The 14,685-nt window shown below is 71.7% G+C and carries 12 protein-coding genes; 8 read left to right on the top strand and 4 right to left on the bottom strand.

What is annotated here, in order from left to right; genetic code table 11:
- Positions 1-73: 73 nt before the first annotated feature.
- Positions 74-3,031, bottom strand: coding sequence for a BTAD domain-containing putative transcriptional regulator (locus OG413_RS07050; protein ID WP_266803534.1), 2,958 nt, complete (start codon positions 3,029-3,031; stop codon positions 74-76).
- Between the two features lie 261 nt (positions 3,032-3,292).
- Here OG413_RS07050 and OG413_RS07045 point away from each other — a divergent pair, with 261 nt between their 5' ends.
- On the top strand, positions 3,293-4,513 hold the full coding sequence (locus OG413_RS07045; RefSeq protein ID WP_266803532.1) for an amidohydrolase family protein: 1,221 nt from the start codon (positions 3,293-3,295) through the stop codon (positions 4,511-4,513).
- A 53-nt stretch (positions 4,514-4,566) separates the two neighbouring features.
- Here OG413_RS07045 and OG413_RS07040 read toward each other — a convergent pair whose 3' ends face one another.
- Together OG413_RS07040 and OG413_RS07035 are read right to left on the bottom strand one after the other, a co-directional pair.
- Entirely contained in the window at positions 4,567-5,394 is an 828-nt protein-coding gene (locus OG413_RS07040; RefSeq protein WP_266803530.1) for a MerR family transcriptional regulator, read from the bottom strand.
- Positions 5,395-5,486: 92 nt separating this feature from the next.
- Positions 5,487-6,377 carry a MurR/RpiR family transcriptional regulator gene (locus OG413_RS07035; protein ID WP_266803528.1) on the bottom strand — a complete coding sequence of 297 codons (891 nt, stop codon included), beginning with the start codon at positions 6,375-6,377 and terminating at the stop codon, positions 5,487-5,489.
- A 140-nt stretch (positions 6,378-6,517) separates the two neighbouring features.
- On the opposite strand from OG413_RS07035, the gene OG413_RS07030 reads away from it, so the two are divergent.
- The 6 genes from OG413_RS07030 to OG413_RS07005 are packed head-to-tail and all read left to right on the top strand — an operon-like array spanning position 6,518 to position 13,136.
- Entirely contained in the window at positions 6,518-7,774 is a 1,257-nt protein-coding gene (locus tag OG413_RS07030) for a C45 family peptidase (protein WP_266803526.1), read from the top strand.
- A 13-nt stretch (positions 7,775-7,787) separates the two neighbouring features.
- Positions 7,788-9,443, top strand: coding sequence for an ABC transporter substrate-binding protein (locus tag OG413_RS07025; RefSeq protein ID WP_266803525.1), 1,656 nt, complete (start codon positions 7,788-7,790; stop codon positions 9,441-9,443).
- Positions 9,444-9,450: 7 nt separating this feature from the next.
- On the top strand, positions 9,451-10,398 hold the full coding sequence (locus tag OG413_RS07020; protein WP_266803523.1) for an ABC transporter permease: 948 nt from the start codon (positions 9,451-9,453) through the stop codon (positions 10,396-10,398).
- On the top strand, positions 10,395-11,246 hold the full coding sequence (locus OG413_RS07015) for an ABC transporter permease (RefSeq protein ID WP_266803521.1): 852 nt from the start codon (positions 10,395-10,397) through the stop codon (positions 11,244-11,246). The genes OG413_RS07020 and OG413_RS07015 overlap by 4 nt, the downstream gene beginning before the upstream one ends.
- A gap of 4 nt (positions 11,247-11,250) precedes the next feature.
- Complete coding sequence (locus tag OG413_RS07010) at positions 11,251-12,252, top strand: ABC transporter ATP-binding protein (protein WP_266803519.1); 1,002 nt, start codon at positions 11,251-11,253, stop codon at positions 12,250-12,252.
- A complete protein-coding gene (locus tag OG413_RS07005; RefSeq protein ID WP_266803517.1) occupies positions 12,249-13,136 on the top strand; it encodes an ABC transporter ATP-binding protein in 888 nt (295 codons plus the stop codon). Before OG413_RS07010 ends, OG413_RS07005 begins: the two co-directional genes overlap by 4 nt.
- A gap of 116 nt (positions 13,137-13,252) precedes the next feature.
- Here OG413_RS07005 and OG413_RS07000 read toward each other — a convergent pair whose 3' ends face one another.
- The gene (locus tag OG413_RS07000) at positions 13,253-13,456 is read right to left on the bottom strand and encodes a cold-shock protein (protein ID WP_006347360.1); all 204 of its coding nucleotides are present in this window, start codon (positions 13,454-13,456) and stop codon (positions 13,253-13,255) included.
- 285 nt (positions 13,457-13,741) lie between these two features.
- Between OG413_RS07000 and OG413_RS06995 the strand changes: the two genes are divergently transcribed.
- On the top strand, positions 13,742-14,620 hold the full coding sequence (locus OG413_RS06995; RefSeq protein ID WP_266803513.1) for a menaquinone biosynthetic enzyme MqnA/MqnD family protein: 879 nt from the start codon (positions 13,742-13,744) through the stop codon (positions 14,618-14,620).
- The last annotated feature ends 65 nt before the right edge of the window (positions 14,621-14,685 follow it).

The following is a 14,685-nucleotide window of genomic DNA, read 5'->3' as shown; positions in this document are numbered from 1 at the left end:
CCCCCCGACGCGACGGATCGACAGGTACGAGAATGCCGGACGGCGATAAACGAACGATGAACGCCCGCGTTTGTCAGGACGCGGAGGCCGGCGCCAGCAGCGATCGGACCTCGTCCGCCTCCGGCGATCCGAGCTCCTCGTAGATGGCGAGCGCCTCCTGCCAGCAGACCTGGGCGCGTCCGGTCTGCCCGATTCCGGACAGTGCGCGCCCGAGGACGGTCAGGACGTTTCCCCGCCGCCATTCGCCACCGATGCCCCGCAGGACGGTCAGCGCGAGTTCGGAGTACTGGGCGGCCTGCGCGGGGCGGCCGGACGCGATGTCCACCTCCGCCAGCCGGAACATCGCCATGCCCTCCCACAGCCGCTGACGGCTGTCGCGGAAGATCTCCAGTGCCTCCGTCAGCTGGGCGGTCGCCGCGGCGAACTGTCCGCTCTGGGTCAGCGCCATCCCCAGGGCGTAGCGGCCGTTCGCCCCGCGCAGCGCGTGGCCGAGGGAGTCGTAGATCTCTATGCCCGACCGGGCGAGCGTGATGGCGCTCTTCGTCCGGCCGGTGGCCAGGTGTATCCGGGACAGGTTGCACAGGGCACTGGCCTCGCCCGGACGGTTCCCGTCGCTGCGGAACGCCGCGATGGCCTGGCTCAGGAACTCCTCGCCGTCCGCGTGCCGGTTCTGGTAGAGGGCGATGATCCCCCGGGCGTTGGCCGCCCAGCTGGCGGGCAGCAGGTCCTGGACCGTGTCCGCCAGCCGCATCGCCTCCTGGGCCTCGCGGTCCGCGTGGTCGAATCGCCCGGCCAACTGGTGGGCGTTGGCCAGGGACATGACGGCGCGGCCCTCCGCCCGCGGATCGCCGCACTCCCTGGCCGCCTCGCGAACGGTCAGCGCGGCCGCTTCGTACTGCTTCGCGTTCGCGCCGGACTCGCCCAGGTCGAGGGCGGCGTAGAGGAGGTCGACGGCGCGGCGCAGCGTCGCGGGGCGGGACGCCTGGCACACGCAGGCGAGCAGATTGGTCGCCTCCGCGTAGAGCCAGTCGAGCGCCGAGTGGCGGCCGGCGAAGGTGAGCCCCGCGTGGACCGTCGGCTCCAGATGGTCGACCAGCCGGTCCTCCGGCCGCTCCAGCGCGTACACCCCGGCCGTCGTGGCGAGGTAGAAGTCCAGCAGCCGTGACAGCGCCATCTCCCGCTCCTCCGGCGTCTGTTCGTCGCGCTCCGCACATGCACGCGCGTAGAGGCGTACGAGGTCGTGGAAGCGGTAACGTCCCGGCGCCGCCGACTCCAGCAGGCTCGTGTCGACCAGCGCCTCCAGCAGGTCCTCCGCCGCGTGCGGCTCCAGGTTCAGCAGGGCGGCGGCCGCGGCCAGCGAGATGTCCGGGCCGTCGGCGAGGCCGAGGAGACGGAAGGCGCGGGCCTGCGCGGGCTCCAGCTGGCCGTAGCCGAGCTCGAAGGTGGCCTTGACCGCGAGGTCGCCCGCCTGGAGTTCGTCCAGGCGGCGGCGTTCGTCGGCGAGTTTGGCGGCGAGGACGGAGACGGTCCAGGTGCGGCGGGCGGCCAGCCGGGAGGCGGCGATGCGGATGGCCAGGGGCAGGAAGCCGCAGGCGGCCACCACGTCCAGGGCCGCCTCGCGCTCCGCGCCGACCCGCTCCTCGCCGACGATCCGGGTGAACAGCTGGAGGGCTTCCTCCGGGGACATCACATCGAGGTCCACCAGATGCGCACCGGCCAGGTCGACCATCCGGACCCGGCTGGTGACCAGCGCAGCGCAGCCCGCCGTGCCGGGGAGCAGGGGGCGGATCTGGGCCGCGTCGTGGGCGTTGTCCAGGAGGACCAGGACGCGGCGGCCGTCCAGGGCCGAGCGGTACAGGGCGGCCCGTTCGGCCAGGGTGTCCGGGATGGCCGAGTCGGCGGTGCCGAGCGCGCGCAGGAACGAGCCGAGCACCGTCTCGGGTTCCGCCGCACGGGATCCGGCGCCCTGGAGGTCGACGTACAACTGGCCGTCCGGGAAGTGCGGACGGGCCTGGTGGGCGACGTGGACGGCGAGGGTCGTCTTGCCGACGCCGCCGATGCCGGCCAGTGCGGACACCGCCATCACCGAGCCCTCGGCGGTCGCGAGCCGGGCCCCCAGCTCCGCGACGAAGGAGGTGCGGCCGGTGAAGTCGGGGACGGTGGCCGGGAGCTGGGCGGGGCGGAGCGGGGCGGCCACCGGGGCCGGTTCGTCGGCCGGGAGGGCCAGTTCCTCGTCGGCCTGGAGGATGCGCCGCTGGAGCTGCGCCAGCTCGGGGCGTGGATCGACGCCCAGTTCGTCGGCGAGCAGCCGGCGGGTGTCCGTGTACACCGCGAGGGCCTCGGCCTGACGGCCGCTGCGGTACAGGGCGATCATCAGCAGTCCGCGCAGCCGCTCGCGCAGCGGGTGCGTGGCGGTGAGCGCGGTCAGTTCGGAGACCGCCTCCGCGTGGCAGCCGACCTCCAGGTCCAGGTCGAGCCGGGTCTCGGTGAGCTGGAGGCGCCATTCCTCCAGCCGGGTGCGCTGGTTCTCCGCGTACGGGCCGGGCACGGAGGCGAGCGCCTCGCCGTCCCACAGGCCCAGCACCTTGTTGATCAGGGTGCGGGCCTGGCCGCGGTCGCCGCCCGCGCGGACCTTCTCCGCCTCGGTGGCCAGCTCCTGCGCGAGGCTGACGTCCAGCGCGTCGTGCCGGATCCGGATCGCATAGCCGCCGGACTCGCTGGTCAGAGTGTCCTGGCCGAGCGCCTTGCGCAGCCGGGAGGCGTACGTCCGTACCGCCGCCAGCGCCTGCTGGGGCGGCTCCTCGCCCCAGATCGCGTCGATGAGTTCGGCCGCGGTGGCCGTCCGCCCGTCGCGCAGGAGCAGCGCGGCCAGCAGGGCCCGCTGCTGCGGTGAGCCGGAGGGCAGCAGCTCGCCATCGCGCCAGGCGCGTACGGGACCGAGCACGGCGAACCGCAGCGCGGCACCGGCCGCCGGTTCATCCGGAGCGCGCTGCTCCGGCACGCGCACGCGTGGCCCGTGGTGACGGTCCATTGATGCCCCCAGTCCTGCTCGCCTGCCGGTCCTGCCCTGGTGCCTGTGTCGGAATGCCCGCCTGTGTGCCGATGTATGACGGGCATCCGGATTGCTCCCTACCGCTGGTATCGCGCTCAACAGTCTGCCTTGTTTTAGGCCGACTCGTCAGCAGCGGGTGACGCTCTGCACAAGCCCTCGACAACGATTCGGGAACCGAGCCCGGTGCCGATCGCGAACAGATAGCTGACGGTTCGTCAGATCAACGCTACCGTGGTACGCATGGAGACCTTCCCGAAGATCATCTCGGTGGACGACCACACGGTGGAGCCCGCTCATGTCTGGCGGGACCGGCTCCCGTCCAAATACGCGGACACCGGTCCGCGGATCGTCCGGGCGCCGCTCAAGGAAATGACCTTCATGGGCGGCAGGTTCGCGCCCGTGATGGGGGCGAAGGGTGACGACGGGCCGGTCGGCGACTGGTGGGTGTACGAGGACCTGCACCGGCCGCTCACCAGGCTGGACACCGCCGTCGGCTACGACAGGGACGAGATCAGGCTGGAGGTCATCACCTACGAGCAGATGCGTCCGGGTTCGTATTCGGTGCCCGACCGGCTCGCCGACATGGACGTCAACCACGTCCAGTCCGCGCTGTGCTTCCCGACCTTCCCGCGGTTCTGCGGGCAGACGTTCACCGAAGCGAAGGACCGCGAGCTGGGACTGCTCGGAGTCCGGGCGTACAACGACTGGATGGTGGAGGAGTGGTGCGGTCCCGAGGCGCACGGGCGCCTCATCCCGCTCACCCTCGTTCCGCTCTGGGACGCGGAGCTGGCGGCGCAGGAGGTCCGGCGCAACGCGGCGCGGGGCGTGCGCGCGGTGGCATTCTCCGAGATACCTCCGCATCTCGGGCTCCCGTCCATACATACGGATGAATGGGATCCGTTCCTTCGGGCCTGCGACGAGACGGGGACGGTGATCGCCATGCACATCGGCTCGTCCTCGAAGATGCCGTCCACCTCGGCCGACGCCCCGCCCGCCGTCGGCTCCACCATCACCTTCGCCAACTGCTGCTTCTCGATGGTCGACTGGCTGATGAGCGGCAAGTTCGAGCGCTTCCCGAACCTGCGGATCATGTACGCGGAGGGCCAGATCGGCTGGATTCCGTACATCCTGGAACGCGCCGATGTGGTCTGGGAGGAGAACCGCGGCTGGGGCGGCGTCGCCGACAAGGTCCACCGGCCGCCGTCCGAGCTGTTCACGGAGCATGTGTACGGCTGCTTCTTCGACGACGCCTTCGGGCTGAAGAACCTCGACGCGATCGGCGTCGGAAACGTCCTGTACGAGACCGACTACCCGCACTCCGACTCCACCTGGCCCCGCTCCCGCGAGGTCGGCGAGGAGCAGATGGGGCACCTGGACGCGGAGGTCGTGGACCGGATCGTGCGCCGGAACGCGATCGACCTGCTGGGGCTGACGGACGACGGGCTGTGGGCGGGGCAGTGAACTGAGCGGGCCGGGGGTGAGGGGCTCGCGGCCCCTCACCCCCGGTCCGTGTGTCAGGCCCCGGTGACCGGCTCCTGGAGTTCCGTCACCCACTTCTCCCGGTCGTCCGGGCACTCCAGGTTGACCTCCCGGGCGTACCCCGTCGACCGGTAGCCACTGGTGTCGATCCACCGGGCCAGCGTCTGCTCCGTCGGCAGGACGGTGTCCATCGGGCCCCGGTGCACGATCGTCGCCGCCTCGAACGCGGGCAGCTCCACCACCGTGATCCCCGTGGCGCCGACCGGGCCCACCGGGGCGGAGACCGTCACGCCGGCGTGCACGGCGATCGCGCCGCCGCCGGACGGGGCGTCCTCGTAGTACGCGATGCCCGGCCCGGACGGGGAGAGCCCCGCCGTGTCCAGCAGGCCGAACAGCCGGTCGTACAGCGGAACGATCACCTCCGTGATGTCCTCGGGCCCGTAACTCGCCGCGGTCCCGGTCAGCTCCGCCACCCGTACCGCGGGAACGGTCTTCAGTACGACATCGTCCGTGGGCATGTGCCCCTCGCTCTCGATCGACCGGAGCCTCGCCTCGACCTGCGTCAGCCGCGCCTGGGCCGCCGACCTGGCCGCCTCCAGTTCCGCCCGCCGCAGCCGCAGCATCCCGCGCAACTCCTCGGGCCCCACCTGCTCGTCCAGGACGGCCCGCACCTGCTGGAGCGTGAAGCCGAGGTCCTTGAGAGCGATGACGCGGTTGAGGCGGGCGAGCTGGGCGGCACCGTAGAAGCGGTATCCGGTGGCGGGGTCGGTGCGGTCGGGGCGCAGCAGACCGATGGCGTCGTAGTGACGCAGCATGCGGGCCGACACCCGCCCGTACCGGGCGAAGTCTCCGATGGTGAACATGATGGCTCCCACTGCACCGCTTCACACGGTGTCAAGGTCAAGCGCCTCCGCGCCGCTTCCGGTCCAGCGCCCGCCGCGCCGCGAGGCCGGGTTCAGTCGCGCCGCTTCCGGTCCAGCAATTGCTCCCGCAGCGCCGTCAGCTGGTGCGAGGACTCCACCGCCCGGGTCTCGTCCAGGGTGGTCAGCGCCAGCAGCAGCGCGTCGGCGACCAGCAGTCCCGTCAGCGACTCCGCCGTGATCCCGGTCGGGGTGTGCGGCGCGGTCAGGACGGCCTCGACGCGGTCCGCGTACGCCTCGCCCAGCTCGTCCGTCACCAGGACGACCTTGGCGCCGACCGCGCGGGCGCGGTCCATCATGACGGCCAGCTCCACCAGCCGACGGCCCGGCTGGAAGATCACCACGGCGTCGCCCTGCCCGAGGGCCAGCAGCTGGTCCGCGAGGGCGAAGCCCGTCTCGGAGACGAAGCGGGCCCGGCGGCCGATCCGGCCCAGCGCCAGCGCCAGGTGCCGGGCGCCCGGCTCGGAGGCGGCGATCCCGTAGCAGAACACCTCGTGCGCCTCGGCGAGCGCGGCCACCGAACGCCTCAGGGCCTCCGGTTCGGTGAGGCGCCGGGCGTGGTCGATGCGCTCATGGGCCTCGTCGAAGACATCGGCCCAGATGGAGTCCAGGTCCTGGCCCACGTACGCGATGCGCTGCTTGAGGCGCACCTCGGGCGCGACGGCGGAGGTGAAGTCGTTGGCCAGCTCCCGCTTGAGCGCGGGCAGACCGGCGTAACCGAGGCGCTGGAGCGCGCGGACGACGGTGGCGTTGCTGGTGGAGCTGGCGGCGCCGAGTTCCTGGGCGCTGGCGAAGAGCAGTTGTTCCACGGGCGCGCTGACCAGGTACTGCGCCACCGCCCGCTCGGAAGCGGACAGTTCCTCCCATTGGTCGCGAATCGCGGCACGGAGGCGCGTCACTCCGGTCTCGTTCTCTGGAATTTCCATTACAAGCATTGACTTCCGTGTGACCGGCGTTACTGTCCTGGGCAGTACGTTCCAAAGGGAACGCTTTCTGAAATCGACGTTACAGGATCGTGGTGATCCTGCGGTGCCGGTCGCGGAGGCGTTCCGTCGCGAGGAGAACAATGGCACCCCGTCCCACGGAACCCGCCCCCGCCCGGGTCCTCCCGGTCATCGAGATCTCCGGCAGCCCGCTCGACCGGGGCCGCCAGTACGGCGAAGCCGTACGGCCCCAACTGCGCGCGGCCCTCGGCTACTACGAGGAGGCGTTCGGCCGGTCCGCCGGGCTGACCTGGTCCCGGGTGGCCGCCCGCGCCGCCCGCTGGCTGGAACCCGTACGCGACTTCGCGCCCCACCTCGTCGAGGAGATGCGGGGCATCGCGGACGGCGCGGGCGTCGGCCTGCTGGACGTCCTCGCCCTGAACGCCCGCGGCGAGGTCATCTACGACAAGTCCTTCGCGCAGATGCGGGCGGACGGGCCGACGTCCGACGAGGAGCCCGACGAGGGACCCGCCGAGGGACCCGCAAAGGGACCCGCCAAGGAGTCCGCCGAGATACCCGACGAGGAACCCGCCGAGGGCTGCACCTCCTTCGCCGCCTACGGCGAGGCCAGCGGCGACGGACACGTCTACGCCGGGCAGAACTGGGACTGGCGGGCCGGAGTCGCCGACACCGTCGTCATGATCCGCATCGTCCAGCCGCCGCGGCCGACCCTGATCATGCAGGTCGAGGCCGGACAGATCGGCCGCCAGGGCGCCAACTCCGCCGGGATCGCCTTCAACGCCAACGGTCTCGGAGGCCGCTTCGACGACACGATCGGGCTGCCCCAGACCGTCGTACGCCGCAGCGTCCTGGACCAGAGCAGCATCACCGACGCCCTCGACGTGCTGTGCCGCACCCGGGCCCACATCGCCAGCAACGCCCTGCTCACCTGCCGCGAAGGCTTCGCCATCGACCTGGAGACCACCCCCGCCGGGCACGGCTGGATGTATCCCACCGACGGCCTGCTCGTGCACGGCAACCACTACCAGGCCGGCATCCCCGCCCCGCTGGCCGTCGCCGGATACCGCCCCATGTCGTCCGACTCCCTGGTCCGCGTCCCGCGTGCCGAGCAGGGCCTCAAGGCGCTGCGCGACTCCACCGGGCCCGACGAGTCGCGGCAGATCATCCGCCGGGCGATGTCGGACCACCTCGGCCACCCCGAGTCCCTGTGCACCCACCCGGACCCCCGGCAGCCGGTCGTCAAGCACTGGACGACCCTCGTCTCCTCGCTGGCCGACCTGACCACCGGGGACTACCGCGTCACCGCCGGAACCCCCTGCGACCGCGAGTACCAGCACCTCCCCTGGAACCTCTACGACGGCCCGTACGGCCAGAACTGACAGGAACGCAGTGATGACCCACATCCCTTCACGAAGGACGGCACTCGCCGCGGGCCTCGTCGCCGCGACGATGGTCGCGGCCGCGGGCTGTAGCGGCGCCACCCGGAACACCTCGGGCAGCGGCACCGCCACCGACGCCGCCAAGCTCACCCTCACCCCGGCCACCGCCCCCGCCAAGGGCGAACTCGCCGCCGCCGACTGGCTGCTGGAGGACGAACCGGACTCGCTCGACCTGGACACCCAGGGCTCCAGCGCGGGCCGCGTCGTCCTCACCAACGTCTGCGAGCGGCTCTACCAGCTCCAGCCGGACATGTCGACGAAGCCCTTCCTCGCGGAGAAGGCCGAGACGCCCGACGACCGGACCCTCGTCCTCACCCTGCGCTCCGGCGTCACCTTCCACGACGGCACCCCGATGACCGCCGACGACGTGCTGTGGAGCCTTCAGCGGCACGCCGACCCCGACATGGAGCAGGGCGACGAGTTCGGCAACATCGCCGCGATGAGGAAGACCGGCGACCGGCAGATCACGATCACCTTCAAGGCACCGGACGCCATGTTCTTCAAGGCGCTCGCCGGTGACGCGGGCATCGTCTGGAACAAGGAGCAGGTCGAGAAGGCGGGCAAGGACTTCGGCACCCCGGGACAGCCCGACGCCTGCACCGGGCCGTACGCGCTCGGCGGCTGGAAGTCCGGCGACTCGATCACCATCGAGCGCTACGACGGGTACTGGGGCGAGAAGCCGCTGACCAAGAAGGTCACCTTCCGCTGGGCCACCGACAGCGCCCTCGTCAACGCGCTGACGACCGGCGCCGCCGACGGCGCGTACGCCGAGTCCCCGAACACCGCCTCCGCGCTCAACGGCAAGAAGGGCATCGAGCAGCACTACGGCCCCTCCACCGCCTCCCTCGTCCTCATCCCGACCGAACGCGGCGGGCTGAAGGACCCCGGGGTCCGCCGGGCGCTCTCGCTCGCGCTGGACCGCAAGGGCATCGCCGCCTCCGGTTACGGAGGCATGGTCCAGCCCTGGGGCACCCCGGTCGGCTCCGGCGCGTGGGGCTACGAGAAGCCCGTCTTCGAGGCCGCCCAGAAGGCCGTCGCGTACGCCCCCGCCGCCCCCACCGCCGACGATCTCGCCGCCGCCAAGCAGCTGGTGAAGGACGCCGGAGCCGACGCGGCCACCCCGATCGTGATCGGTACGGACGCCAGTCAGGGCCGCACCGTCGTCGCCAACGCCGTGCGCGCGGCACTTCAGCGCATCGGCCTCAAGGGGCAGATCAAGACGGTGCCGACCGCGCAGTTCGAGCAGTTCTACAGCGACCCGGAGATCCGCGGCGAGATCGATGTCCTGGTCGGCGACTGGTACATCTCCAAGGCCGACCCGATGGGCTTCTACGACAACGCGCTCTCCGACTCCTCCAACAACTGGGTCGGATTCAAGGACAAGGCGTACGACGCCAAGGTGAAGCAGGCGCTCGGCACGCTCGACGACGCCGCCCGCGCGAAGCTCACGGTCGACGTCCAGAAGATATTCACCGACGCCGCCGTCTGGATCTCGGTCGCCCAGGTCCCCTCCGTCCTCGTCCTGAACGAGAAGCTGACCGGACCGCCCGCCTCCATGGCCTACCTCTACTACCCGTGGGCCGCCGAACTCGGCGCGAAGAAGGGCTGATTCCGCGATGCTCGCCCGGATCTCCCGGCGGCTGGCCGGACTGCTGGCCACCCTCCTCGCCGCCTCGTTCGTCATCTTCGCCGCGGTCTACGCGGCACCCGGCGACCCCGCCGTCTTCCTGGCCGGCGGCCGCGACAAGCTCACCCCGGAAAAGCTGGAACTGGTCCGGGCGCAGTACCACCTCGACGAGCCCCTCGTCGTGCAGTACGGGCGCTGGCTGGGCGACTGCCTCCAGTTCGACCTCGGCCGCTCCTTCAAATACAGCGACCAGGTGGCCGACCTGCTCACCGCCCGCTTCCCGACGACGCTCGCCCTGGTGGCGTACGCGACCGTGCTCTTCGTCGTCCTCGGCGTCGGCGCGGGCATCCTCGCCGCCGTCCGCCGCGGCACCTGGATCGACTCGGCCGTGGTCGGCGGGACGACCCTGGCCGCCTCCGTCCCCTCGTTCGTCTCGGCCATCGCGCTGGTCGCGCTGTTCGGCGTCCAGCTGGGCTGGTTCCCGGTGACCGGCAGCGGCGAGGGCTTCGCCGGAACCCTGCACCATCTCACGCTGCCCGCCCTGGCACTGGCGCTCGGCGCGCTCGCGCTGATCAGCCGGGTGACCCGGCAGGCCATGGCCGACGCGGGCGCCGCCGACCATGTGGAGGTCGCCCGCGCCTCCGGCGTCCCGGAGCGCGAGATCGTGCTCCGCCACGTCCTGCGCAACGCGCTGGGCCCGATCGTCACCATGTGCGGCCTGGTCATGGCGGGCATGCTGGCGGGCACCGTCGTCGTGGAGACCGCGTTCGGGATCAGCGGCATCGGCTCGCTGCTCGTCGGCGCGATCAACACGCACGACTTCCCGGTCGCGCAGGCCGTCCTCCTGCTGATGGTCACCGGCTACATCGTCGTCACCACCCTCGTCGACCTGGTGCACCCGCTGCTCGACCCACGGGTGAAGGAGGCCGCCGCATGAGCACGACCCTGTCCACCCCCCTCACCCTCAAGCGGACCGGGGACCGGTGGCCGACCGGCGTCGTCGTCGCGGGCGCGGCGCTCGCCCTCGTGGTCGTCGCCGCGGTCCTCGCCCCGCTGCTCGCCCCGTACGCCCCCGACGCCATCGACCTCTCCGCGTCACTGAACGGCACCACCGGCGCGCACCTCCTCGGCACCGACTCCTCCGGACAGGACCTGCTCTCGCGGGTGCTGTACGGGGCCCGCACCAGCCTGATCGCGCCGGTGCTCCTGCTCGCCATCGCCGCCGTCCTGGGGGTCGCCCTGGGCACCCTCGCGGCCTGGCGCGGCGGCTGGGCGGACACCGTGGTCTCCCGGCTCACCGACGTCATGTACGCCTTCCCCGGGCTGCTGTTCACCGTGCTGATCATCGCGGTCTTCGGCGCCGGAATGACCACCTCCGTACTCGCGCTCGGACTCGCCTACACCCCGACCGTCGCCAAGTACACCCGCTCCGTGGCCCTCGCCGAACGCCGCAAGCCCTACATCGACGCCTACCGCGTCCAGGGGATGGGCGGCGCCCGGATCTGCGGCCGCCATCTCGTCCCCAACCTCGGCCGGTCGATCACCGGCTATCTGGTGGTGCTGTTCGGCGAGGCCCTGATGTCCCTGGCCACGCTCTCCTACCTGGGCTTCGGCGCCCAGCCGCCCAGCTCCGACTGGGGCCTGATGGTGCAGGAGGGGCAGGCGGCCGTCGTCCAGGGCGCGCTGCTGCCGGCCATGGTGCCCGGCGTCGCCATCGCCCTGGTCGTGGTGTCCTTCAACGTCGTCGGGGTCTGGGCCGCCGACCGACTCGACAGCGGGAGGTAGCCGCATGCTCCTCGACATCGACAACCTCACCCTCGAACTCCCCGGCGCCGCCCGGCCCCTCCTGACCCAGGTGTCCCTGCGGGTGGCGAGCGGCGAAGTGGTCGGCCTGGTCGGCGAGTCCGGGTCGGGCAAGTCCACGACCGCCAAGGCGGCGCTGCACGCGCTCCCGGCCGGGACGGCCGTCTCCGGTTCGGTACGCGTCGACGGCACCGACGTCCTCGCGCTGAGCGGTGAGGCGCTGCGCGAGCACCGTGCCCGTACGGTCGCGATGGTCCACCAGGACCCCCGCGCGGCCCTCAACCCGGTCCGCCGCGTCGGCGACTTCCTGGTCGAACGGCTCGCCGGGACCGGCCTCGACAAGCGGGCGGCCCGCGCGCGGGCGGTGGAACTGCTGGACACGGTGGGCCTCTCCGATCCCGAACGCCGGGTCCGCCAGCGTCCGCACGAACTGTCCGGCGGCATGCTCCAGCGGGTCGTCATCGCCGGTGCGCTGGCCGCCGAACCCAGGCTGCTGCTCGCGGACGAGGCGACCAGCGCCCTGGACGTCACCACCCAGGCCGAGATCCTGGCACTCCTGCGCACCCTGCGGGCCGAGCGGAGCCTGGGCCTGCTGTTCATCACGCACGACCTGCACCTGGCCGCCGCGTACTGCGACCGGGTGTACGTGATGTACGCGGGCCGGGTCGTCGAGGAGCAGCCCGCCGGGGCCCTCTTCGACCGGCCCCGGCACCCCTACACCCGGGGGCTGCTGGCCTGCTCGCCCACCCTGGGGGAGGGCGAGCGGGAGATCCGGCCGATCCCGGGGCGCCCGCCGTCGCTGGCGGACGCGTTCGGCGGCTGCGAGTTCGCGGACCGCTGCCCGGAGGCCGAACCGGAGTGCGCGACCTGGCGGCCCGAGCCGGTGCCGCTGGACGGCGGCGGCACCGCGTCCTGCCGCCGCCTGCCCGCGCTCGAGGGTACGGGTACGGGTAGGGGCACGGCCACGGAGAAGAGGAGCGAGCGATGACCGCCGCGAAGGATGCCACCGCCGACACCACCACCGCCGCCGCCGCCGACACCACCGACACCGGCATCCACACCGCCACCGCGCCGCTGCTCGCCGTTGCCGGGCTGCGCAAGACGTACGCGCTGCCCGGCAAGGGGCACCTCACCGCCGCCGACGACATCACCTTCACCGTCCCGGCGGGCGGTTCGCTGGGGATCGTCGGGGAGTCCGGTTCCGGGAAGACGACCGTGGCCCGGATGCTGGTGGGCCTCGTCCGCCCCGACGCGGGCACGGTCGCCGTGGCGGGGCGGCCCCGTGACCGGCGGACGTCGCGCGGGCGGGCGGCCCGGCTGGCGCGCGCCCGGGAGATCCAGATGGTGTTCCAGGACCCGTACATCTCACTGGACCCCCGGCTCACCGCCCGGCAGTGCCTGACCACGGCCGTGCGGCTGCACGGCCGGGAGGAGGCCCTGGTCGACGGGCTGCTCGATCAGGTGGGGCTCGGCGCGCGGGAGGCGGGTGCCCGGCCGCACGGTCTCTCCGGCGGCCAGCGGCAGCGCCTGGCCATCGCCCGCGCGCTGGCCGTCGGCCCGAAGGTGCTGGTCCTGGACGAGGCGGTGGCCGCGCTCGACGTCTCGATCCAGGCGCAGATCCTCCAGCTGCTCGGCGAGATCCGCCGGGACACCGGAGTCGCCCTCGTCTTCGTCAGCCACGATCTGGCGGTCGTCCAGCACATCACCGACGAGGTCGTCGTGATGCGCCGGGGCACGACGGTGGAACAGGGCCCGACCGCCGCTGTGCTGGCCGACCCGGCCGACCCGTACACCAGGCTGCTGCTGGCCTCGGTGCCCCGGGCGGGCTGGGACCCGGCGGACGCGGTCAGGGCACGGGCCGCCACGGTGTGAGCCGCGCTTCCCGGAACTCAGGGGAGAAAAGGGCAGGAGCCCCGCTCCTCCGCCGAAGCGGGGGAGCGGGGCTCCTTGGGTACTGCAAAACGGCCGCGATCGGCCGACCCGGGCAACTAGGCCGGGGTGACGTTCTCAGCCTGCGGACCCTTGGGTCCCTGAGTGACGTCGAAGTTCACGACCTGGTTCTCCTCAAGGGAGCGGAACCCGGCCGCGTTGATCGCGGAGTAGTGGACGAAGACATCCGGGCCGCCGCCGTCCTGGGCGATGAAGCCGAAGCCCTTTTCAGCGTTGAACCACTTGACGGTTCCGGTAGCCATAAGCCCTCCTTGGGCCAAAGGGTTGCCCTGCTCCAGAACCTGCAAACAAGTCTGAAAACTACAAAAGCCTGCGGGTTACATGCTCCGCAGGCTCTGTACTGCAAGGGAAACCAAACTGCAACTTGCGTCGAGCCTAGCACGCAGTCTCTGGAGAGCGGTAGAGGGAAAGATCACTTCACTCGAATGTTTGATTGCCCTGCCGATGACGTGAGGTGGAAGCGACTCGGGAGGGTGTCGCGTCGCCCCGGTGACGTCCTCGGACGACCGCGGGTCTAGCCTCGGGATGTGGACAATTCAACCGTCTCTCCCCTCGAAGGCGACCACCGTCGCAGCCGGCCGCGCGTCGGCCACATCCAGTTCCTCAACTGCCTCCCCCTGTACTGGGGCCTGGCGCGGACGGGAACCCTGCTCGACCTGGAGCTCTCGAAGGACACCCCGGAGAGACTCAGCGAGCAACTGATCAGGGGTGACCTGGACATCGGCCCCATCACGCTGGTGGAGTTCCTGCGCAACGCCGACGATCTCGTCGCCTTCCCCGATATCGCGGTCGGCTGCGACGGGCCCGTCATGTCGTGCGTCATCGTCTCCCAGGTGCCGCTGGAGCAGCTCGACCGGGCCCGGGTGGCGCTCGGTTCGACCTCGCGGACCTCGGTGCGGCTCGCGCAGCTGCTGCTCGCCGAGCGCTACGGCGTCAGCCCCGACTACTACACCTGCCCGCCCGACCTCGGGCAGATGATGCAGGAGGCGGACGCCGCCGTGCTGATCGGTGACGCCGCGCTGCGCGCCAACCTGCACGACGCGCCCCGGCTCGGGCTCCAGGTCCATGACCTGGGCCGGATGTGGAAGGACTGGACCGGCCTTCCGTTCGTCTTCGCCGTCTGGGCGGCCCGCAAGGACTATCTGGCCACGCAGCCCGAGCAGGCGGCCAAGGTGCACGAGGCGTTCCTGGCCTCGCGGGACGTCTCCCTGGAGGAGGTAACCAAGGTGGCCGAGCAGGCCGCGCGCTGGGAATCCTTCGACGCGGAGGTGCTGGAGCGGTACTTCACGACGCTGGACTTCCGCTTCGGTCCGGATCAGCTGGCGGGTGTGCGGGAGTTCGCACGCCGGACCGGCGCGGACACCGGGTACCCGGCGGAGGTCCAGGTGGAACTGCTCGGCGGCTGAGGGCGGCCGGGAGCAGCCGGGAGCGGCCGAGAGGTGTCCCGGGAAGGGATACCGGGAATGGATGA

The organism is Streptomyces sp. NBC_01433 (genome assembly GCF_026340105.1).
In the GTDB taxonomy this organism is placed as follows: Bacteria; Actinomycetota; Actinomycetes; order Streptomycetales; family Streptomycetaceae; genus Streptomyces.
This window is presented reverse-complemented; position numbering and strand designations above follow the sequence as displayed.